The sequence below is a fragment of the Reinekea sp. genome (assembly GCF_982785585.1).
In genome coordinates, this window is the sequence record NZ_CEYAVF010000008.1 from 1 (window position 1) to 19,295 (window position 19,295).

General features: G+C 55.8%; 23 protein-coding genes. 21 read left to right on the forward strand and 2 right to left on the reverse strand.

Features of this window, described 5'->3' with window-relative positions; all coding sequences use genetic code 11:
• Nucleotides 1-262: 262 nt before the first annotated feature.
• From cheY to aroC, 21 genes are all read left to right on the forward strand, one after another.
• Complete coding sequence (cheY, locus tag AC4FIC_RS05085) at nt 263-634, forward strand: chemotaxis response regulator CheY (protein WP_452595864.1); 372 nt, start codon at nt 263-265, stop codon at nt 632-634.
• Nucleotides 635-654: 20 nt separating this feature from the next.
• Nucleotides 655-1,560, forward strand: a complete 906-nt coding sequence (locus AC4FIC_RS05090) for a protein phosphatase CheZ (protein WP_100257569.1) — start codon at nt 655-657, stop codon at nt 1,558-1,560.
• An 11-nt stretch (nt 1,561-1,571) separates the two neighbouring features.
• The gene (locus AC4FIC_RS05095; RefSeq protein WP_100257568.1) at nt 1,572-3,683 is read left to right on the forward strand and encodes a chemotaxis protein CheA; all 2,112 of its coding nucleotides are present in this window, start codon (nt 1,572-1,574) and stop codon (nt 3,681-3,683) included.
• A 42-nt stretch (nt 3,684-3,725) separates the two neighbouring features.
• The gene (locus AC4FIC_RS05100) at nt 3,726-4,751 is read left to right on the forward strand and encodes a protein-glutamate methylesterase/protein-glutamine glutaminase (protein WP_100257567.1); all 1,026 of its coding nucleotides are present in this window, start codon (nt 3,726-3,728) and stop codon (nt 4,749-4,751) included.
• An 80-nt stretch (nt 4,752-4,831) separates the two neighbouring features.
• A complete protein-coding gene (locus AC4FIC_RS05105; protein WP_100257566.1) occupies nt 4,832-5,566 on the forward strand; it encodes a flagellar motor protein in 735 nt (244 codons plus the stop codon).
• Nucleotides 5,563-6,336: a flagellar motor protein MotB gene (locus AC4FIC_RS05110; protein ID WP_100257565.1), complete on the forward strand. Its 774-nt coding sequence runs from the start codon at nt 5,563-5,565 to the stop codon at nt 6,334-6,336. Before AC4FIC_RS05105 ends, AC4FIC_RS05110 begins: the two co-directional genes overlap by 4 nt.
• A 12-nt stretch (nt 6,337-6,348) precedes the next feature.
• Entirely contained in the window at nt 6,349-7,119 is a 771-nt protein-coding gene (locus AC4FIC_RS05115; RefSeq protein ID WP_100257564.1) for a ParA family protein, read from the forward strand.
• Nucleotides 7,116-7,412, forward strand: coding sequence for a hypothetical protein (locus AC4FIC_RS05120; protein ID WP_100257563.1), 297 nt, complete (start codon nt 7,116-7,118; stop codon nt 7,410-7,412). The genes AC4FIC_RS05115 and AC4FIC_RS05120 overlap by 4 nt, the downstream gene beginning before the upstream one ends.
• A complete protein-coding gene (locus tag AC4FIC_RS05125) occupies nt 7,402-8,094 on the forward strand; it encodes a chemotaxis protein CheW (protein ID WP_100257562.1) in 693 nt (230 codons plus the stop codon). The genes AC4FIC_RS05120 and AC4FIC_RS05125 overlap by 11 nt, the downstream gene beginning before the upstream one ends.
• 77 nt (nt 8,095-8,171) lie before the next feature.
• On the forward strand, nt 8,172-8,651 hold the full coding sequence (locus AC4FIC_RS05130; RefSeq protein WP_100257561.1) for a chemotaxis protein CheW: 480 nt from the start codon (nt 8,172-8,174) through the stop codon (nt 8,649-8,651).
• 62 nt (nt 8,652-8,713) lie between these two features.
• Complete coding sequence (locus AC4FIC_RS05135) at nt 8,714-9,133, forward strand: hypothetical protein (RefSeq protein ID WP_100257560.1); 420 nt, start codon at nt 8,714-8,716, stop codon at nt 9,131-9,133.
• Complete coding sequence (locus tag AC4FIC_RS05140; RefSeq protein ID WP_100257559.1) at nt 9,106-9,870, forward strand: MlaA family lipoprotein; 765 nt, start codon at nt 9,106-9,108, stop codon at nt 9,868-9,870. Before AC4FIC_RS05135 ends, AC4FIC_RS05140 begins: the two co-directional genes overlap by 28 nt.
• A gap of 221 nt (nt 9,871-10,091) precedes the next feature.
• Complete coding sequence (locus tag AC4FIC_RS05145) at nt 10,092-11,273, forward strand: response regulator (protein WP_100257558.1); 1,182 nt, start codon at nt 10,092-10,094, stop codon at nt 11,271-11,273.
• Between the two features lie 126 nt (nt 11,274-11,399).
• Nucleotides 11,400-11,783: an anti-anti-sigma factor gene (locus tag AC4FIC_RS05150; protein ID WP_227003659.1), complete on the forward strand. Its 384-nt coding sequence runs from the start codon at nt 11,400-11,402 to the stop codon at nt 11,781-11,783.
• 18 nt (nt 11,784-11,801) lie between these two features.
• The gene (locus AC4FIC_RS05155; protein ID WP_405124674.1) at nt 11,802-12,821 is read left to right on the forward strand and encodes an NAD(P)H-dependent glycerol-3-phosphate dehydrogenase; all 1,020 of its coding nucleotides are present in this window, start codon (nt 11,802-11,804) and stop codon (nt 12,819-12,821) included.
• A 10-nt stretch (nt 12,822-12,831) separates the two neighbouring features.
• Nucleotides 12,832-13,101: a DUF4389 domain-containing protein gene (locus AC4FIC_RS05160; protein WP_158524361.1), complete on the forward strand. Its 270-nt coding sequence runs from the start codon at nt 12,832-12,834 to the stop codon at nt 13,099-13,101.
• Nucleotides 13,101-13,541, forward strand: a complete 441-nt coding sequence (locus AC4FIC_RS05165) for a SixA phosphatase family protein (protein WP_145980284.1) — start codon at nt 13,101-13,103, stop codon at nt 13,539-13,541. The genes AC4FIC_RS05160 and AC4FIC_RS05165 overlap by 1 nt, the downstream gene beginning before the upstream one ends.
• Nucleotides 13,529-14,338: an alpha/beta fold hydrolase gene (locus AC4FIC_RS05170; RefSeq protein ID WP_100257553.1), complete on the forward strand. Its 810-nt coding sequence runs from the start codon at nt 13,529-13,531 to the stop codon at nt 14,336-14,338. Before AC4FIC_RS05165 ends, AC4FIC_RS05170 begins: the two co-directional genes overlap by 13 nt.
• Nucleotides 14,335-15,156, forward strand: coding sequence for an alpha/beta fold hydrolase (locus AC4FIC_RS05175; protein ID WP_100257552.1), 822 nt, complete (start codon nt 14,335-14,337; stop codon nt 15,154-15,156). The genes AC4FIC_RS05170 and AC4FIC_RS05175 overlap by 4 nt, the downstream gene beginning before the upstream one ends.
• 52 nt (nt 15,157-15,208) lie before the next feature.
• The gene (prmB, locus tag AC4FIC_RS05180) at nt 15,209-16,144 is read left to right on the forward strand and encodes a 50S ribosomal protein L3 N(5)-glutamine methyltransferase (protein ID WP_100257551.1); all 936 of its coding nucleotides are present in this window, start codon (nt 15,209-15,211) and stop codon (nt 16,142-16,144) included.
• 89 nt (nt 16,145-16,233) lie between these two features.
• On the forward strand, nt 16,234-17,337 hold the full coding sequence (gene aroC / locus AC4FIC_RS05185; protein ID WP_100257550.1) for a chorismate synthase: 1,104 nt from the start codon (nt 16,234-16,236) through the stop codon (nt 17,335-17,337).
• 66 nt (nt 17,338-17,403) lie between these two features.
• Here the strand turns inward: aroC and AC4FIC_RS05190 are convergent, their stop codons facing one another.
• On the reverse strand, nt 17,404-18,525 hold the full coding sequence (locus tag AC4FIC_RS05190) for a cation diffusion facilitator family transporter (protein ID WP_476194867.1): 1,122 nt from the start codon (nt 18,523-18,525) through the stop codon (nt 17,404-17,406).
• A gap of 79 nt (nt 18,526-18,604) precedes the next feature.
• Entirely contained in the window at nt 18,605-19,261 is a 657-nt protein-coding gene (locus tag AC4FIC_RS05195; RefSeq protein ID WP_100257548.1) for a response regulator, read from the reverse strand.
• Between the last annotated feature and the right edge of the window lie 34 nt (nt 19,262-19,295).

Consider the following 19,295-nt stretch of genomic DNA (forward strand, 5'->3'; position numbering starts at 1 on the left):
AACCCTCAAGCAATACCCTTTCAACCCTCAAGCAATACCCTTTCAACCCTCAAGCAATACCCTGGAAGCCGCCAGGCAAACTATTAACAGCCATCGTTACTGCCGTTCAAACCCCGAATGAAGTCATTTTTTGCGACCGCTGGCAATACGGCTATTTGCTTCGAAACCCGTTTTAAAAATGTGCGCGGCCAGAGCACCGTCTATTATAAATAGAATAGATCCCGTCCCGATTCAGAAATAGGAGGCCCTTTTGGACAAAAGCATGAAAATCCTAGTGGTAGATGATTTCGCAACAATGCGCCGAATCGTAAAAAATCTGCTGCGTGATCTGGGGTTTACCAACACTCATGAGGCGGACGATGGCGCGACTGCTTGGCCGATGTTGCAGAATGGGACCTTTGATTTTGTCATTACCGATTGGAATATGCCGGGCATGACCGGTATGGAGTTGCTGAAGAAAATACGCGCAGATGAAAAACTGAAAACCATTCCAGTCTTACTGGTAACCGCTGAGGCCAAACGAGATCAAATCATTGCTGCCGCGCAAGCCGGTGTGAACGGTTATGTCGTGAAACCCTTTACAGCATCGGCATTGAAAGAAAAAATCGCAAAGATTTTTGAGCGTGTCGGCTGAGAGGGGCTCTGGGAGTGGCCATGACTGAACAGACTGCGGAACCGAAACGGTTCGCGACCTTGCTCAAACAAAGGGCGCCGGAACTGCTCGAATGTGCAAATAAAAATAATCTCGAAGCCGCCGTACAGATCCTAATCGAACTGCAACATGCACGCACACCGCAGCTTAGCAGCGAATCCGATGTAATGGAGAACCTGCGTGAAAAGGCCCAATTGCTGCATGATAATATCTGCAATGGCCAATTCGAATCGGCACTAGTCAACCTACAAGAAATGCAAAATGTGCGCGATAAGGGCCTGTACCAGGAAATCGGTCGGCTGACACGGGCCTTACACAGCGCTATAACCAACTTTGCCATCGACAGCCAACTCGAAGACGAGGCCTCCGAACTAACCGAAGCTAGTGATCGCCTCGCTTATGTAAGTGAACTGACTGAACGCGCCGCCAATCGCACCTTGGATCTGGTCGAAGACAGCTTGCCGCTGGTCAAGGCCATTCAGTTGGAGGCCAATGTGCTCAAGCGTGAGTGGCAACGCATGGTGCAACGGGAGATGACCGCGGCAGAGTTTCGCACCCTCTATTGGCGGCTGGATGAATATTTTCAAAAATTGGCGGCCGATAGCGCTGTCTTGTCGGGCAACATGACTCAAATTCTATTGGCGCAGGACTTCCAGGACCTGACCGGGCAAGTAATTCATAAGGTAACAGGTCTGGTTAAGGAAGTTGAAAGCAGCCTAGTGGAGCTGGTCTTCATGGCCAGTCAGGTTGAGGCCATTACCGGCATTATCGCGCACGGCAACGATGCTCAACGCGATGCCACCCCGGACGAGACGCTCGGCCACGGTCCAGCGATTAACACCGGTCAGGCTGATGTAGTAGCCAATCAAGATGATGTTGACGATCTATTGTCCAGCTTGGGTTTTTAAGGAGCACAACTATGGGCTTCGAAGCGGACGATGAAATTCTGCAAGATTTTTTGGTTGAAGCGGGTGAAATCTTAGAGCAGCTATCGGCGCAATTAGTTGAACTGGAAAGCCGTCCCGACGACAAAGAATTATTGAATACCATCTTTCGTGGCTTTCATACGGTCAAGGGAGGTGCTGGATTTTTGCAGCTAAGCGCGCTAGTTGATTGCTGTCATGTGGCTGAAAACGTCTTCGATACCCTGCGCAATGGTCTGCGCACGGTCGACGCCGATTTGATGGACTGTGTCTTGAGTACACTCGACGTGGTCAATGATATGTTCACCGCCGTGAGTGCCGGCGAGGCACTGTTGGCGGCCGATAGTTCGCTCTTAGCGCGGCTGCATTTTTATGCCCAAGCCATGCCGGCGAGCGCTTCGGAACGCAACGCCGGGGACCGAGTGCGCGCGGTCATCGAGCCGACTGCGGCGGGGGAGGACATCACCGATACGGAGTTCGAACGTTTACTGGACGCCATTGCGCCGGTCAGCTCGAACACTGATATCGGCCCTGGCGTCGGTTCGGACCTCGGCGCGGCGAGTGACGACATCAGCGCAGATGAATTTGAAGCTTTACTCGATCAGCTGCACGGTAAGGGCAAGATCGGCGCCCCGAAAGACGACACCGATCCAGAAGCCGCCCCGTCCACGGCGCCGGGTGATGATATTTCTGACGATGAATTTGAAGCACTGTTGGATCAATTGCACGGTAAGGGCCAGTTCACCAAGGTCGACAGTCCCGCACCGACGCCAGCCCTGGCCGAGCAAACACCGCGGCCCCGCCCCGTCGAGCCGGTGACCAGTACGCCGGCATCGCCTGACAAGGCCAAGCGCCCTGTCGAGCCAGTACCCCCAACTGCCCCGACTGATCAGCGGCCGCCGAAAGGGCCGGCAAAAAATTCCGGCAGTCAGCAAGAAAGCACGGTGCGAGTCGACACGCAGCGCCTAGATGACATTCTTAATATGGTTGGTGAGCTGGTCTTGGTGCGTAATCGATTGGTTCGGCTCGGCGCGGAACTCGACGACGAGACCTTACAGAAAGCGGTTGGGAACCTCAATGTCGTCACGGCTGACTTGCAGGCCTCGGTAATGAAGACACGCATGCAGCCGATCAAAAAAGTTTTCGGCCGCTTTCCACGCGTGGTGCGCGATTTAGCTCGTACCCTAAAGAAAGAGGTCAATTTAGAACTGGTCGGTGAAGACACCGATCTGGACAAGAATTTGGTCGATGCGCTCGCCGATCCCTTGGTCCATCTAGTGCGCAATTCGGTGGATCATGGCGTCGAGACCCCGGACATACGGGCGGCCAACGGCAAGCCACGAATGGGCCGGATCGTCTTAGCCGCACAACAAGAGGGCGATCATATTTTACTCACCATCATGGATGACGGGGGTGGCATGGACCCCAACACGTTGCGCGAACTGGCGGTGACGAGAAAGGTAATGGATCGAGATGCCGCCGACCGACTGAGCGACAAAGAGTGTTTTAATCTTATTTTTTCACCCGGCTTCAGCACCAAGGAGGTTATTTCCGATGTATCCGGCCGGGGTGTAGGCATGGACGTGGTGAAAACCAAGATTGGCCAGTTGAATGGTACGATCGATATTGAATCGCAATTAAATATCGGCACCACCATCAGTATCAAGGTCCCCCTGACGCTGGCGATTATGCCGACGCTGATGGTGGTAATCGAGCATCAAGCCTTTGCCTTGCCGCTGGCCAGTGTTAGCGAGATCTTTCATCTTGATTTGACCAAGACCAATGTGGTCGATGGCCAGGAAGTTGTTGTGGTGCGCAGTAAACCCATTCCGCTCTATTATCTGAAACGTTGGTTGATCAAGGATATGGCGTTCGACCATCAGAAAATGGTCGCCGGTCATGTGGTTGTGGTCACGGTCGGCAGTCAGAATATCGGCTTTGTGGTCGATCAACTGGTGGGTCAAGAAGAGGTCGTTATTAAGCCCCTCGGTCAGATGTTGCAGGGCACGCCCGGCATGGCCGGAGCGACCATTACCGGTGACGGTCGCATTGCCCTGATCTTGGACATCCCCAGCCTGCTTCAGGCGCACACCGGCCAAGGTCGATAGCGCGTTGCTGTTTAACTGTTCGGTCATTATTGAGGTTAATCGATGTCTATTGGGGTCCTGGTTGTTGATGATTCGGGGTTTTTTCGTCAACAGGTTAAAACCATTATCAATGCTGATCCGCGGCTTAGGGTCGTCGGTGAGGCCAGCAATGGTCGAGAAGCCGTGGAAAAAACACTGAGTTTGCAGCCCGATGTGATCACCATGGATTACGAGATGCCGCTGATGGATGGCATTTCCTCGGTGCGTGAAATAATGACTCAGCAACCGACGCCGATCCTGATGTTTTCGTCGCTTACCATCGAAGGTGCGCGTATTACCCTGGACGCACTGGATGCTGGGGCGGTCGATTTTTTACCCAAAAGCTACGAGCGCATCAGCGGTGGCCATTCCAGTCTAAAACAAATTTTGGTGGCTAAGTTGCTCACCTTGGCCGGACCGAGGGCAGCGCCAAATCTGCCCTCACCGAGCGCTGGGCAGAGAACCACTAGCTATGCGCAGGATTTTGAACTGGTGCTGATCGGCGCCTCGACCGGTGGACCGGTCGCACTGCAAAAGGTTTTGACGCAACTACCGGTCAATTTCCCGTGCCCGATACTAATAATTCAGCACTTGCCCGGCACCTTCACCGCATCGTTCGCAGAGCGCCTAAATGCCCAGTGCGCGATCCATGTTCAGCAGGCCGTTGACGGTCAGGACTTGGCGCCGGGTTCGGCCTATCTGGCGCCCGGTGGCATGCAAATGATGCTGAGCGGCAAAAACCGGCTGCGAATTTTAGCCGGCGATGCGCGACTGAATTATAAACCCAGCGTCGACCTGACCTTTGGTAGCGCCGTGAAATACTACGGTAATCGCACCTTGGCCATCGTACTCACCGGCATGGGGGCCGATGGCCGGGAAGGGGCCCGCTTGCTGAAGCAGGGCAATAGCGTGGTATGGGCGCAGGAGGCCAGTACCTGTGTCATCGATGGCATGCCTTCTGCAATAACAAAGGCCAATCTCGCCGATGAGGTGATTCCCCTGTTGAGCATCGCTCAGCGGATGGTCGAAGTTGTCCGTTACGGCGGATAAAGCTGGCCTGCCAGCCCATGTCTGCGCGCCTGGTTGGGGCTAAGTCGCTAAACTTGTTAACGTTGTTATAAGGATTCTAGATGATTGCGCTTGCGGGCCTGTTATTTGCTTGGTTTGCCGTTTTCGGTGGCCATCTGATGGAAGGGGGCCAGGTCGGTTCTTTGTCCAATATACCCGCCGCACTGATCGTGCTTGGCGGGACCCTGGCCGCGGGCATGGTCCAGGCCGAGGTCAGAACGTGGAAAACCGCTTGGCGCTTATTTCCAAGTATCTTCTGGTCGCACCATCAGAGCGGCGACTCGGCCATTGGTAAACTTACCCATTGGGGTCAGCTGGTGCGTCGCAACGGTCCCTTGAGTCTGGAGTCTGAGTCAACAAAGGAGCCCGATCGATTCTTACGCTTGGGTTTGCAGTTAATTGTCGATGGGGCCGATGGCGGTAAAATCCAGCAAAGCCTGCAGGTGTCCATGGAATCACGCGAACACGAATGGTTGCGCACGGCCGATTTTTTTGAAGCCTTGGGAGGTTACGCGCCGACCATGGGGATCATCGGGGCGGTACTGGGGCTGATACAGGTGATGACCCAGGTCGATGATATGAACGCCATCGGTGTCGGCATTGCCACCGCCTTTGTAGCCACAATCTATGGGGTTGGCCTGGCCAATCTATTTTTACTGCCGGTCGCCGGCCGGCTGCGCGCCGATGCCCTGCAGCGCAGTCAATTCGAGGAAATGCTCTGCGACGGCCTGTTGGCCATCTTAGAGGGCGAACATCCGCGCTTAATGGAACGCCGATTGAAAGAATATCGCTTGTGAATCGGCTCAAGCGCCAGCGTTTTGTTAGCAGCTCTTCCAAAGAGCATCGTTGGATTCTGTCCTATGCCGATTTTTTAACCCTGCTGTTTGCGTTTTTTGTTTTCTTGTTCTCAATCAGTTCGCTGGAACAGGCAAAATTCAAACAGGTCAGCGCTAGCCTAACGCAGGTCTTCGATGTGCAACCAACGCCTATCGATTCGGCTGCATTGGCCACACCCGACCAAGGGCCTGATTTTTTCAGCCCGCTCTCACCAAGCCAATTGAACGCCGCCGCCGATGTCGCCCCGGATGGCGCCGAGCGCTTGCAGCAGCAGGCCGCGTTGCTCGATATTCAACAGCAGCTGAAACAGCAATTCGCCCCACTGATCGAACAGCAGCTGTTCAGTGTCAGCGGCAGTGAGGCCTGGATGGAGATTCAGATCGCCGACTCGATCACCTTTTCACCGGGCTCGGCCAAAATTACCAACAACGCCGAAGCGATGCTCTATGAGGTTGGCAAGATCTTAGCCGAGCTGCATCTGCCGGTCGCCGTGGAAGGGTACAGCCTGCGTCAGGAGAGCAGTACGTCGCTTGGCAGTTGGCAGTTGTCGGCGCAGCGGGCAATCAACGTCTTAAGCTATTTACAGCGCGCTGGCATCCAGGGGCAGCGTTTGTCTGCCACGGCCTTTGGCCACTATCAAGCCAGCCATGCGGGTGCGCGGCCGCAGCAGGGCACCCTGTCTATCCTAGTGGCCGGCTTTGGTGCCAGTGTTCGTTCGGCAGGATCCTAGAGAGGCATAAACATGCAGGTTTGGTCTATTGCGAATCAGAAGGGTGGGGTCGGCAAAACCACCACGGTGGTGTCATTGGGGGCGCTGTTGGCCGAGCAAGGCCATCGAGTGCTGCTGCTCGATCTCGATCCCCAAGGTTCCTTGACCAGTTATTTTGGTTTCAATCCGGATGAGATCGAACAGAGCGCTTTCGATCTGTTTATGCATCCTGGCCAGCCATCCGCACAACTCCATGCCGATATTATTGTCGCAACCTCGGTCCCGGGTATGAAAATGATACCCGCCTCGACCGCCTTAGCGACCTTGGAACGCAATATCAGCCAGCAGGACGGCATGGGCCTGATCGTGTCCAAAACGCTCGCCACCCTATGGGATGATTTTGATTACGCGCTGATCGACACTCCGCCGCTGTTAGGTTTTCTGTTGATCAATTCGCTCGCGGCTTGCAAGAAGCTGTTGGTGCCGGTGCAAACCGAGTTTTTAGCGCTCAAGGGCTTGGAGCGTATGGTGCATACCATTCAAATGGTGACTCGATCGCAGCGTCGTGAACTGGATTATCTGGTTATCCCGACTATGTTTGACCGCCGCACGCAAGCCTCGATTAAAAGTCTGAAAACGCTCAAAGTGCAGCATCAGGGCCATATCTGGGATTTGGCGATCCCAGTTGATACCAAATTACGCGACGCCAGTCGAGCCGGCAAGGCCATTAGTCAGGTCGATGGCGCCAGTCGCGGTGCCAGGGCCTACGGCAGTCTGTTAAAAACACTCGGGCAGAGCCGATGAGGGCAAAGCGCAATCGCTCTGCGCGTCGGGTACTCGATGCCTATATCGACACCTTGCTGGCCGAGCCCCCCAGACCCGCCGTGCACGACCTGCGCGAGTTGACCCTGGCGCAGGTAACCCACGGCCATGAGATGATCTGCCTGTGGCGCAAACCGCTCAATAATGCTCAGGCGCTGTGTATTGAGCTGATGCTCTTGGCGCATATCCAAAAACTATCCCAGTCTCGGCTCCGGGATCTGTTGTGGCTGAGTGTCTGCCGCGATCACCAAACCCGGTCGGCGCATGGCCGATAATTGCGCCGGCTCAGCCCGCACCCAGACTGCACCAAGCACCACTGCACGCGTGTTGACGGCCTACTTGGATGCCCTGTTGCACGATGCCACCGCGATTGATCCGGAGCGCACGGGGTATCAAAATCTGGCTCGGCAAGTCGGTGCGGGCGGAGCGACCTCGGTCCCCAGCGCAACGCAGCCGCAGCCTGAGATCGCGCTGTCGAGCGCCGCGGCGCCGCTCTTCGATTGGCCGAGCAGGGGCCAACCGGCTTGGGCGCGGCAACGCTTCGATTGCCTGGTTTTTACCGTCAATGGACTAAAATTGGCGGTACCCCTGCGGATGCTGAGCACCATTTATACCGTGGATAAAAAGCTCACCCCTCTGTTTGATCAGCCCAGTTGGTTCCTGGGTCTGCTGCCAGGGCACCAGGGTCAATCGGTACGGGTGGTCGATACCGCCCTGATGGTTATGCCCGAGCGCAACCAACCCAAGACCAAGGCATGGGTGCGGTTCGCCATTGGAGTGCACGATTCCGATTGGGCCTTTGCGGCACAAGGCATTAAGGGCTCGATTTCCCTGGTCCCGGAAGCGGTCAAATGGCGCACTCAGCGGACCTCTCGGCCGTGGTTGGCGGGTACTGTTATTTCTGAGCTGTGTGCCCTGGTCGATCCGGATGCCTTTGAGCAGCTGGTGCGTGGTTAAGCGCCGGCGTGGCTTTATTGACCGCGGGCTGTCGGGAACTGAACTATAGTAAAAGCTCACCGAGTGGGAAACCGATCATGACCGCACAGACTGCCAACACGGACGACGACCCGATCCTGCAATGGGTCACCTTCCGCCTGGAACAAGAAACCTATGGCATTAACGTCATGCAGGTGCGTGAAGTGCTGCGCCACAGTGAGATCGCGCCAGTGCCCGGCGCACCAGCCTACGTGATCGGTATCATCAATCTGCGCGGCAATGTTGTCACCGTGGTCGATACCCGAGAGCGGTTTGGCCTGCGGTCAACCGAGATTAGCGACAGCACCCGTATTGTGATTTTGGAAACCGAGGCCCAGGTCGTTGGCATCCTAGTCGACGCGGTGGCCGAGGTGGTGTACCTGCGCCAGTCTGAAATTGAACCGGCGCCGAATGTTGGCAACTCTGAGAATGCCCGTTACATTCAGGGCGTCAGCCATAAGAATGACAGACTGTTGATCCTGATCGCGATTAAAAACCTTTTAAACGACCATGAATGGGCAGAATTGTCCGACCTCTAGATGATGGCGTAATTTTTGCTAGTATGTCACATTAGTGTCAATAATTTGGAGTGACGAGACTTATGGGTCAATTTGTCGGGTTAGAATTTACAGTGTTAGAGCAGGGCCTCATCGTCGGTATGGTTCTCTTGGTCAGTTTGGTGGTCATTACCTGGCGCCGGCTCGCGCGGCTTGAAGCCCGTTTTGTGCTCAGTCAAGCGCAGTCAGTGCGTGAACTGAAGATGCTTAATCAGAGCGCCATCGGTGTGGGGCGACGTTTGGCCGGCATCGAGAAAAATTTAAAAAAGTCTTCGAACGTCTCTAGCTTTGCAGAGGCACAGGATTTAAAACAGTCGACTGTACACCGCTTTGCTGACGTGCAAAAAGCCGTTACCAATGCACCCCAGCCGGAAGCGCCCGTAGCTAAGGAAAGTACTCTCGGTCTCACCACGCGCGCGGAACAAGCCCTATCATCATGGATAAACGAACACAAAAGCGCCTAATTCCGACCGTCGCGCTGTTCCTGGCGCTGACGGGCGCGAGCGTTTGCCTGCCGGCCTATGCCGCACAGCAGGATCCGTTCGAGCCTGTTAATCGGGTGGTATTTAAATTCAATGACTTCCTCGACAGCTGGCTTTTGCGGCCCACCGCAGTGGTTTATCACGCGCTATTGCCCAGCTTTGCCGAAAATGGCGTACGCAATTTCGTGGGCAATCTCGGTGAGATTCGCAACACCGTGCACAACGGTTTGCAAGGCAAGGCCGGGGCTGCTTTGCAATCAGCCGAACGGCTGCTGATCAACTCGACCGTCGGCATCGGTGGCCTGTTCGATGTCGCCAGCAAACTGGGCATTCCCGTGCAGCGCGAAGACCTGGGTCAGACCCTTGGCGTTTGGGGGTTCAACAGCGGGGCCTATCTGGTGTTGCCCTTGGTCGGGCCGAGCTCAGTACGCGATGGCCTAGGCGTTGTGGTTGATCCCTTGCTGAGCCCCTTGCTCCAGCTGTCGATCAACAATGGCCCGCGTATCGGCATAACCGTGCTCGCTGGTGTGCAGACCCGTGCCGATCTATTGGCCGCAGAGAGCCTATTGATGGGCGATGCCTATAGCCAATATCGACAGGTGTATCTATCAAAGCGGGACTATGATGTTCAGGATGGAATCCTTGATGGCGACGCTTTTCTCGATCAGGGAGAGGATTTCTCCTCCGATGACGGCACCTTTGTGGATGAAGACTTCTAGGGCCAACCGGGCCCAATGCCGGCCCGAATGGGGCGGGTCGAAGCCACCGCGCAACACCTCCCTCTCTGCCAACTTGGCACGCCCGGCGCCTGAGCGCATGCATTAGGTAAACCTTAAGCGCACCCACGCGCGTGATTCTATGCGAACTCTGACCTGTAACGGTTGCGTTCTGAACGCAGTATGGCTAACTTGAAGGTCTATCTCTGCAGGCCGATCAAATTATGGCACTAAACGACGCGACGCTATTAATCGTCGAAGATGAAAAAGCCGTACGCGACTCCATCGTCGCTTATCTTGAGGACAGTGGCTACCGCATTTTAGAGGCGGCCAATGGCACCGAAGGCCTGGCCGTATTCGAACGGGAGCGCCCTGATCTGGTTATTTGTGATCTGCGCATGCCCGGCATGGACGGCATCTCGCTGCTCAATTGCATTATGGAAGCGACCGACGAGGTGCCGGTGATCGTGGTATCGGGCGCCGGCGTGATGACCGACGTGGTAGAGGCGCTGCGCCTGGGTGCGGCCGATTATTTGATGAAGCCGGTGGTCGATCTCAGTGTGTTAGAGCATTCGGTCGAGCGCGCCTTGGAGCGGGCGCTGTTATTTAAGGAAAACTATCTCTATCGGCAAGAGTTGGAGCAGCGTAATCAACAGCTGCAAGACCACGTCGATCGCTTAAAACTCGATCTGCAAGCCGGCCGGGCCGTGCAGCAGCGGCTCTTACCGACCTTTGAGTTGACCCAAGGGGATTACCATGTGCGCCATGATATGGAGCCTTCTACCTACCTGAGTGGCGACCTGGTCGACTATTTCGAGTTGGGGCCAAACCAGCTGGTGTTCTATATCGCCGATGTCTCCGGCCACGGCGCCAGTTCCGCGCTTATTACCCTATTGATTAAAACTCAGATCGATCGCTATCGCGACGAGTTGGAAAACGACACCTCCGATATAGTGACCAATCCGGGCCAGCTGCTGCGGCAAATCAACTTGGAATTATTGAAAACTCAGACCCATAAACACGCCACCATGTTCTATGGCATCATCAATACCCTCGAGGACCGAATGGATTACGCCCTGGCCGCGCACTTCCCGGCACCGATCCTCTGCTTTGAGTCGGAATGTCGCACCATAGAGCCGGAAAGCCTGGCAGTCGGTTTATTTGACGATGCCTCCTATGTCACCCGCCATATGGACTTGAAAGGGTTCAAACAATTGACGCTGTTGTCCGATGGCATCTTTGAATTGATGAGCGAATCGACTTTAGCGCAAAAAGAAGCACGATTGCTTGAGTTAGGCGCAGACCGGTCTCATACTATGCATGAGTACCTCGCACAGAAGCGTGAAAACGGTCAAACCGCAGACGCTCCGGACGATATTACTGTTTTAACGGTTGAAAAATCGTAACCAAGGTTGAATGTCATGAACAACGGTCGTGTCCTGATGGCAAACCATCAAGGAAGATATGTCATCAAGCTGACAGGCGATGTCAGGATGGCTTTGTGTACGACGATAGATTCGTGCCTGAACACCATGGTTCATGATAATGCGTTCGAATCGGTTACCGTCGATTTGACCGAAGCCGAGGGCATCGACAGCACCAGCTTGGGTCTGCTGGCCAAGATATCGCGCGTGGCCACACCGAAGATGGGTCAAATTCCATTGCTTATCTCCAGCCATGCCGATATTACCCGGATAGTCGAGTCGATGGGTTTTCGAGATCGAGTCTACACCATGATTACCCAGCAAGATTTAACCGACGCCTCATCGTTACAGGAAGCCGACCTGGTGCCCTTGGACGAATCGACCGCGCGTGCACGCGTTCTGGAAGCGCACAAGATACTGATGTCACTCAACGAAAATAACCGCCGGGCCTTCAAGGATCTGGTTGAGTGTATTGAAAACCAAATTAATTAAGGACACCGAGTGACTCAACTGACCTCAAGTAAGGTAACGGTATTGGGGGGCGGGAGTTTTGGCACGGCCGTTGCCAATATAGCCGCGCTGAACCACCATCCGGTGACCCTCTGGATGCGCAGTGAAAAGCAGGCCGACGATATACTGCAAAATCGGCAAAATTCCCGCTACCTGCCCGGATATCGCTTAGTCGATAACCTCACCCCGTCGCTCGATCTGGAATCCGCTGTGCGCGATGCACACTATGTCTTTGTCGCCGTGCCGAGTAAGGCCTTTCGCGCCGTGGTTGAGGAAACCGTGCAGTATTTGCCCGCCAACGCCCGTCTGATCAGCCTGACCAAAGGGATTGAACCCACCAGCTTTAAATTGATGAGCCAAATCCTGCACGATCTAGCGCCGAAGCATGATGTCGGCGTGATTTCAGGGCCTAATCTGGCCAAGGAAATAGCCGACAATCAAATTTCGGCAACCGTTATAGCCTCCTATAGCCAAGCCCTGCGTCAGGAAGTTCAGCAGCTGCTCAGTTGCCCGTCCTTTCGGGTCTATGGCAACCCGGATATCTATGGGGTTGAGATGGCCGGGGCACTGAAAAATATCTACGCCATTATTACTGGTTTGGCCGTTGCCTTGGGCATGGCCGAAAATACCCGTGCCGCCATTATCACCCGCTCACTCGCCGAAATGTCGCGTTTTGCCGTACGCTTGGGCGCCAACCCAATGACCTTTCTCGGCCTAGCCGGGGTGGGCGATCTGATTGTCACCTGTTCGTCGCAGTTGAGCCGCAACTACCGCGTTGGTTATTACATTGGCGAAGGTATGACGCTGAAACAGGCGATCAAGAAGATCGGTGAAACCGCCGAAGGCATCAACACCCTACGCATGGTGAACGAGAAGGCCGACGAATTAGGGGTTTATATGCCGCTGGTCAAAGGCCTCTATGCCATCATCTATCAAGACATGCCGGTGAAAGAAATTGCCAGTCGCCTGATGTCCGGTGACCTGGCCGAAGATGTTGAATTTATGTCCGTGGGCATGTGAGGAGCGTTATATGAAAAAGGAACAACGGGAACATCATCTGGTGCGGCTACCCTATATGCTGCTATTTTGGCTATTTTTACGCATGAGTCTAATGGTAACGGGCCTAATCAGCCTTATTCAATGGATCGTGCTCTGGTTTCAGGATGAGCCGATCGCCTCATTGGTGGCCTTCGCCAAACCTCTGAGCATCTTCCAGTCCCAGATTCTGGCCTATCTAACCTTCGCCAGTGATGACAAGGTTTATCCCTTCACCGACTGGCCCCGAGCCGACGACCAATAGTGCGGCTCTATCTAATGCGCCACGGTGAGGCGGAGCCTTATCGATTCGACGACGCTTCCCGGGCCCTGACGGTTACCGGCAAGGCCGCGGTGGCAAGCAAGTGTCGTTACTTGCCGGTGATTGATCTGCTCATCGTCAGCCCCTATCTACGAGCCTTACAAACCGCCGATACCCTGGTCGCCGAGGGTCTGGCCTTGCAGCGCCGCAGCGTCGACGACCAGCTATTACCCGACAGCGACCTCGATCCGATTCTGCTGTCGCTGATCGATCCGCGTTTGGAGACCCAGTTGATCATCGCGCACAATCCCCTGTTAACCCGATTGCTGCGCCACCTGTGCGGCGCCGACGCACGCGGTATTAATATGGATACCGCGGACCTTGCCTGCCTATTGGCCGACGAATTTCTCCCCGGCTTTGTGCAGCTTGAATGGATTCGCTAACGCACGCGCCGATTCACTTCGCCCACGCCAATGGTTTCCCCTCGGCCAGTTATCAGCTGTTGCTGCAGCAGTTGGGTGAGCGCCATCCGATCTATCAGATACCGCTTTTGGGTCACGACCCGAAATACCCGGTTGGCAATAACTGGAGTCAGCTCACGCACCAGCTGATTCACAGTATTGAAAGCCAAACTCAGCAGCCGGTAATCGGCATCGGTCATTCCTTGGGCGGCGCGCTTACCCTGTTGGCCGCCCTGCAACGACCTGAGCTGTTTCGGGCGGTGATCCTGCTCGATGTGCCGACCTTCAATCGCTTTGAATCCTTACTGATCCAGACGGCTAAGCTCACCGGCCTGATCAATCGCCTGTCGCCGGCCCATAAGACCAAGACCCGGCGTATCGAATGGGCCTCCATGGCCGAGGCGCGCGACTATTTTCGCAGCCGAGCCCTGTTCAGCGGCTTTCACCCACAGTGCCTAGAAGACTATTTGGCCTGTGCCTTGGCGGAAAATGAACAGGGGTCGGTCGATCTGACCTATCAATTGGCCGTTGAGCTGGCGGTGTATCGTACGCTGCCGCACGGCATGGTGCTCAAGCCGGGCATGTTAGCGGTTCCGGCGGGCGTTTTGGTCGGCCGGCAGAGCGACACGGTGCGCAAGCATCAATATCTGCGTATGAAGGATTATTTGGGCTTTACCAGCCTGCGTATGCCCGGCAGTCATATGTTCCCGCTCGAACATCCACTGGCAACGGCGGCCAATATCGGCACGCTGCTGCAACGCATGGCGGGCAGCCGATGACGCCCTTTAGTCTGCTCGATGGCGCCGTCCAAGGCGTCCGTTGGGGGCAGGGCCGCAAGGTCCTGGCATTGCACGGCCTGCTCGACAATGCGATGTCCTTTAGCGCCTTGGCGGAGCACCTGCCGGGCATCGAACTGTGGGCCATCGATCTGCCCGGACACGGCGAATCAGCCGATTTACCGGTTGCCGACGGACAGTTTGTCTTGTCCTGGTTGCCCAGGTTAGGGCAGGTGATCGATGCCTTGGACTGGCCGGAGACGATTATTCTCGGCCATTCCCTCGGTGCCATGCTGGGCCAGCTGTTAGCGGCGGTCGATCCCAGAATCAAGCTGCTGTTGTGCCTCGACGGTCTCGGGCCGGCCGCCTCAGCGCTGGCGGACAATTTTCAGCGCTTCGAACAACTCTATCAACAGCGCGGTCGGCTAATACCGACCCGCTACTATTCAAGCTTTGAACAGATTGTCCAATCGCGTCAGCGCGGCCAGTTTCCACTCTCACCCCAGGCGGCACAGCGACTGGCACAGCGAGCGATCGGCCAGAGCCCGGCCGGCTGGTATCATCGCTATGATCGGCGCCTGCGCCAAGCCAGTCTGTGGCGCTTATCGGAAGCTGAGATTCTCTACTGGCTGGCGCAAATCACCATCCCGGTTGAGCTACTGGTCTTTGCGATCGACACCTGGCCGGACCATCCTGCCCTGTTCAGCGACCGCCAGGCCGCCGTAGCGCAGTTATCGACCACCCTGATGCGCGGCTCACACCACCTGCATATGGAACACCCGGAACCGGTCGCACACTGGCTTTTGGCGCGATTACTTTAGAATTTCGGCTCGGGTCGTTATACTAGCGTCTTTTCCTGAAACCGACTGCAATATGACCCAAAATTCGTTATACGACTGGCCCGCCTTTACGGAATTGGCCCGTTTCACCACGCTGGCCGATTGGGTCCGTTTTTGTGCCAGCCAGATGGAGCGTGCCGAGTGCTTTTATGGCCACGGCTTCAGTCAACCTTGGCAGGAGGCCCGTCATCTGGTGGTGCGTGGTCTGCAGCTGGACTGGCACGTACCCGACAGCGCCTTGGCGGCCGTCCTACTAGAGACTGAGCGCGCGCTACTGTATCGCCTGATCGAGGACCGCTGCGTCAACAAGATTCCAACCGCCTATCTGCTCGAAGAGGCTTGGTTCTTTAATGAACCCTTTCGCGTCGATAATACGGTGCTGATCCCGCGCTCACCGATCGGCGAACTGATTAGCAACCGCTTTGCACCCTGGTTGACGAGCGAGCCGACGCACCTATTGGATCTGTGTACCGGCAGCGGATGCCTGGGCATTGCCATGGCGCGCACCTTTCCGGGCGCCCACGTCGATGTCAGCGATCTCAGCCCGGACGCGCTCAATATCGCCATTGAAAATATTGGCCTAAAAGATCTCGACTACCAGATCGATGCCTATGAAGGCGACCTGTTCGATGCCTTGCCGACGCGCCGCTACGACCTGATCATCAGCAATCCGCCCTATGTCGATGCCGAGGATATCGACCAGATGCCGGCCGAGTTCTTGCATGAACCTAGAATGGGCCTGGCCGCCGGTGACGACGGTCTGGATTTGGTGCGCAAAATTTTGGCCCAAGCGCCGGACTATCTCACCGCCGACGGCTGGTTAATCTGCGAAGTGGGTAACAGTGCCGCGGCACTGATTGCCGCCTTCCCCGAGGTCGCCTTTGAATGGCCCGACTTCAGTCAGGGTGGTCATGGTGTGCTGGTTGTTGCCAGCGCTGAGTTACAAAAAAACGCGGCCCGCTTTCGCTAGCGGGCCGTTTCGAGCGACCTTGCCAACGGCCTCTGTTGAGGCTTCGGCAGTGTCGCTGAACCGATCAACGATAAGAGTTTAATTATCCTATGTCTGGAAATACCTACGGTCGGCTCTTTACCCTGACCACCTTTGGCGAAAGCCATGGCGAAGCCCTCGGCGCCATCATCGACGGTTGTCCACCCGGCCTGACGCTCAGCGCAGCCGATTTGCAGCTGGATCTGGACCGCCGCAAGCCCGGCACCAGCAAGCACACCACTCAGCGCCGCGAAGCCGACGAGGTAAAGATCCTCTCTGGCCTATTCGAGGGTAAGACCACCGGCACCCCCATTGGCCTGTTGATCGAAAACACCGATCAGCGCAGTAAGGACTATGCCAATATTGCCGATACCTATCGGCCCTCGCACGCCGACTACGGCTATGACCAGAAATACGGTTTCCGAGATTATCGGGGCGGTGGGCGCAGTTCGGCGCGGGAAACCGCGATGCGGGTCGCAGCCGGAGCCATTGCCAAAAAATACCTCTACGAACAGTTTGGTGTCACCATTCAGGGCTACTTGAGCCAGTTGGGACCGATCAAATTGGCCTATAAAGACCCGTCGGCGATCCCAACCAATGTGTTTTTCTGTGCCGATGTCGACAAGTTAGACGAACTCGATGCTTACATGACGGAACTGCGGCGCCAGCAAGATTCAGTTGGCGCCGCGGTATCGGTCGTCGCCACGGGCATGGTGCCCGGTTGGGGCGAACCGATCTTCGACCGACTCGATGCGGAAATCGCTCATGCCATGATGAGCATCAATGCCGTCAAGGGTGTCGAGATAGGCGACGGCTTTGCCGTAGTCAGCCAGAAGGGTACCGAGCATCGGGATGAGATGAGCGTTGAAGGCTTCCTCTCTAACCACTCCGGCGGCGTACTCGGGGGTATCAGCACCGGTCAGGATCTATTGGTGACGATCGCGCTTAAGCCGACCTCGTCGATAACCACCCCCGGGCGCAGTATCAATCGCCAGGGTGAAAACATTGAGGTAGTCACCAAGGGTCGACACGACCCCTGTGTCGGCATTCGTGCCGTGCCGATCGCCGAGGCGATGTTGGCCTTGGTGCTGATGGATCATTGTTTACGGCACCGGGCGCAAAATGCCGGCGTGCAACCGCCGCTGCCGCCGATACCCGGACGCGTGGCCGACTAGGCCCACGCCGATACCCGGCCCTCAAGAGGCTTGGGCGTTCAGGCAGGTCTTGTCGGTTCGGCTCTGTCAGGCCGGGTTGCGGCTATAGAGTCGTATTGAGCCGAGCCAAGGCGTGCTGGCCACCAAGGCCCGGGCAGACGGTGCCAAGTGCCCGAGTTCAAGCCCCTGGGCAAAGAGCAATTCCACCTCGACCTGATTGTCCGTGTAATGCAGATATACCCGCTCAAAGCCGCTAATGCCAACCCGCTCCAATTCACTTAACAAGGCCTGGCGTTTGGGGTCGAGTTTGGTTTTCTTATCTGGGAAATCCGATTCAAAATCGATATGCAGGGTGACATCGGTGATCTCCGGATGCGCCTGTTTCAGCAATCGCATAGCAAAGTCATTGATTTGGTGGGCCTCCGACACCGATAGGGTGGGGGCCACCTGAATATGGGCATCGATCAACACATCGGTACCCATCAGGCGGCTGCGCAGCATATGGACATCGATAATATCGGTCACCGTGCCCAGGGTAGCTCGATAAGTCGTTTGTTGATCGACGGACACACCGCGGTCGATCAGATCTTGCATCGCATTCCAGGCCAGCTTAAAGCCCATATGGCCAATCAGCAGCGCCACCGCCAAGGCGGCTAAATATTCCACCAACGGCCAGCCGGCCAGCGAACAGCCAATGCCAATCAAGACGGCGACCGAAGACAGGCTGTCGGAGCGAGAATGCCAGGCATTGGCCTCCAGTAAAGCGGATCGGGTGAGCTTGGCGTACTTCAGGGTATAGTGGAACAGCGCTTCTTTGCTGATGATAGACACAGCCACCGCAATTAAGGCGATCCAATGTGGGGTCACCACCGTCCCGCGCCAGAGCGCGAGCAGGTTTTCGAGGCCGATGGCAACGGCCACCAGAATCAACACCATCCCCAAGATCACTGTACCCAGGGTTTCATAACGGGCATGGCCATAGGGGTGTTCCGCATCCGGACCGTGTTGTGCCAGCTTGCCGAGGATGAGGGCTAGGATGTCGGTGGCCAGATCACTCAGGCTGTGCAAGCCATCGGCGATCAGGCCGGGCGAGGCGACCAAGAAACCGATACTGAGTTTGGCTAGGGAGAGCACTGAATCGACCAGCGTGCAGACCCAGTTTACCCGGCCAATGGTCTTGAAACGTTGTTCGCGGCTTAGCTCAGTCATGGTGTTGTCGGATCTCATAGCGGTGGTTAGCGGGCTATTCTAACATCTCAAAGCGCGCGATGGTGCCAAACCCGCGCGCCTATTCCGGAACGTTGAGGTACTGGTTGTAAATGGCCGCCTGCGTGCGGTTAAAAATATTTAGTTTGCGAAATATCTCCGAGACATGGGTCTTGACGGTGGTCTCTTTAATATCGAGTTCATACGCGATCTGTTTGTTGAGCAGGCCGCGACTGATCAGACTGAGCACATGTTGCTGCTTGGGGGTCAGCGAAGCCAGCTTCTTCATAGCATCGATATCGTCATCTATATCCTGTGGGTCTTCAACACCTTCTAGAGAGAAATACCGTTCGCCCTTCAGTAGGCTGTTCAGGGCCGCAACCAGCGAGTCCAGCTCCATCGATTTAATCAGATACCCAACCGCCCCGGCCGACTTCACCTTACGCATGGTTTGGCTGGACTCATTAGCGGTCACCACGGCAATAGCGATCTCCGGATGCCGGGCGCGTAATTCGATCAACCCCATTAGACCAACGCAGTCGGGCATCTTTAAATCGAGTAAGATCAGATCGGTATCACCCGCTTCCGCCGCGATCAGGGTGTCGGCCAAGGATTGCACCTGTTGTATCTGGATCTTATGATCGGTTTGGGACAGGGCTTCGGACAAGGCCTGACGGAACAGCGGATGGTCATCGGCCACCAGAATATTGATTTGATCGGCAAAAGGATATGGGGTCATCTGTAGGTCCGGTGCAAGGGTGCAACAATGAAGG

Bases quoted from the DNA above. Each gene is read 5' to 3' on its own strand.
- cheY (WP_452595864.1), top strand. From the start codon at position 263: ATGAAAATCCTAGTGGTAGATGATTTCGCAACAATGCGCCGAATCGTA.
- AC4FIC_RS05090 (WP_100257569.1), top strand. From the start codon at position 655: ATGACTGAACAGACTGCGGAACCGAAACGGTTCGCGACCTTGCTCAAA.
- AC4FIC_RS05095 (WP_100257568.1), top strand. From the start codon at position 1,572: ATGGGCTTCGAAGCGGACGATGAAATTCTGCAAGATTTTTTGGTTGAA.
- AC4FIC_RS05100 (WP_100257567.1), top strand. From the start codon at position 3,726: ATGTCTATTGGGGTCCTGGTTGTTGATGATTCGGGGTTTTTTCGTCAA.
- AC4FIC_RS05105 (WP_100257566.1), top strand. From the start codon at position 4,832: ATGATTGCGCTTGCGGGCCTGTTATTTGCTTGGTTTGCCGTTTTCGGT.
- AC4FIC_RS05115 (WP_100257564.1), top strand. From the start codon at position 6,349: ATGCAGGTTTGGTCTATTGCGAATCAGAAGGGTGGGGTCGGCAAAACC.
- AC4FIC_RS05120 (WP_100257563.1), top strand. From the start codon at position 7,116: ATGAGGGCAAAGCGCAATCGCTCTGCGCGTCGGGTACTCGATGCCTAT.
- AC4FIC_RS05125 (WP_100257562.1), top strand. From the start codon at position 7,402: ATGGCCGATAATTGCGCCGGCTCAGCCCGCACCCAGACTGCACCAAGC.
- AC4FIC_RS05130 (WP_100257561.1), top strand. From the start codon at position 8,172: ATGACCGCACAGACTGCCAACACGGACGACGACCCGATCCTGCAATGG.
- AC4FIC_RS05135 (WP_100257560.1), top strand. From the start codon at position 8,714: ATGGGTCAATTTGTCGGGTTAGAATTTACAGTGTTAGAGCAGGGCCTC.
- AC4FIC_RS05140 (WP_100257559.1), top strand. From the start codon at position 9,106: ATGGATAAACGAACACAAAAGCGCCTAATTCCGACCGTCGCGCTGTTC.
- AC4FIC_RS05145 (WP_100257558.1), top strand. From the start codon at position 10,092: ATGGCACTAAACGACGCGACGCTATTAATCGTCGAAGATGAAAAAGCC.
- AC4FIC_RS05150 (WP_227003659.1), top strand. From the start codon at position 11,400: ATGGTTCATGATAATGCGTTCGAATCGGTTACCGTCGATTTGACCGAA.
- AC4FIC_RS05160 (WP_158524361.1), top strand. From the start codon at position 12,832: ATGAAAAAGGAACAACGGGAACATCATCTGGTGCGGCTACCCTATATG.
- AC4FIC_RS05170 (WP_100257553.1), top strand. From the start codon at position 13,529: ATGGATTCGCTAACGCACGCGCCGATTCACTTCGCCCACGCCAATGGT.
- AC4FIC_RS05175 (WP_100257552.1), top strand. From the start codon at position 14,335: ATGACGCCCTTTAGTCTGCTCGATGGCGCCGTCCAAGGCGTCCGTTGG.
- prmB (WP_100257551.1), top strand. From the start codon at position 15,209: ATGACCCAAAATTCGTTATACGACTGGCCCGCCTTTACGGAATTGGCC.
- aroC (WP_100257550.1), top strand. From the start codon at position 16,234: ATGTCTGGAAATACCTACGGTCGGCTCTTTACCCTGACCACCTTTGGC.
- AC4FIC_RS05190 (WP_476194867.1), bottom strand. From the start codon at position 18,525: ATGACTGAGCTAAGCCGCGAACAACGTTTCAAGACCATTGGCCGGGTA.
- AC4FIC_RS05195 (WP_100257548.1), bottom strand. From the start codon at position 19,261: ATGACCCCATATCCTTTTGCCGATCAAATCAATATTCTGGTGGCCGAT.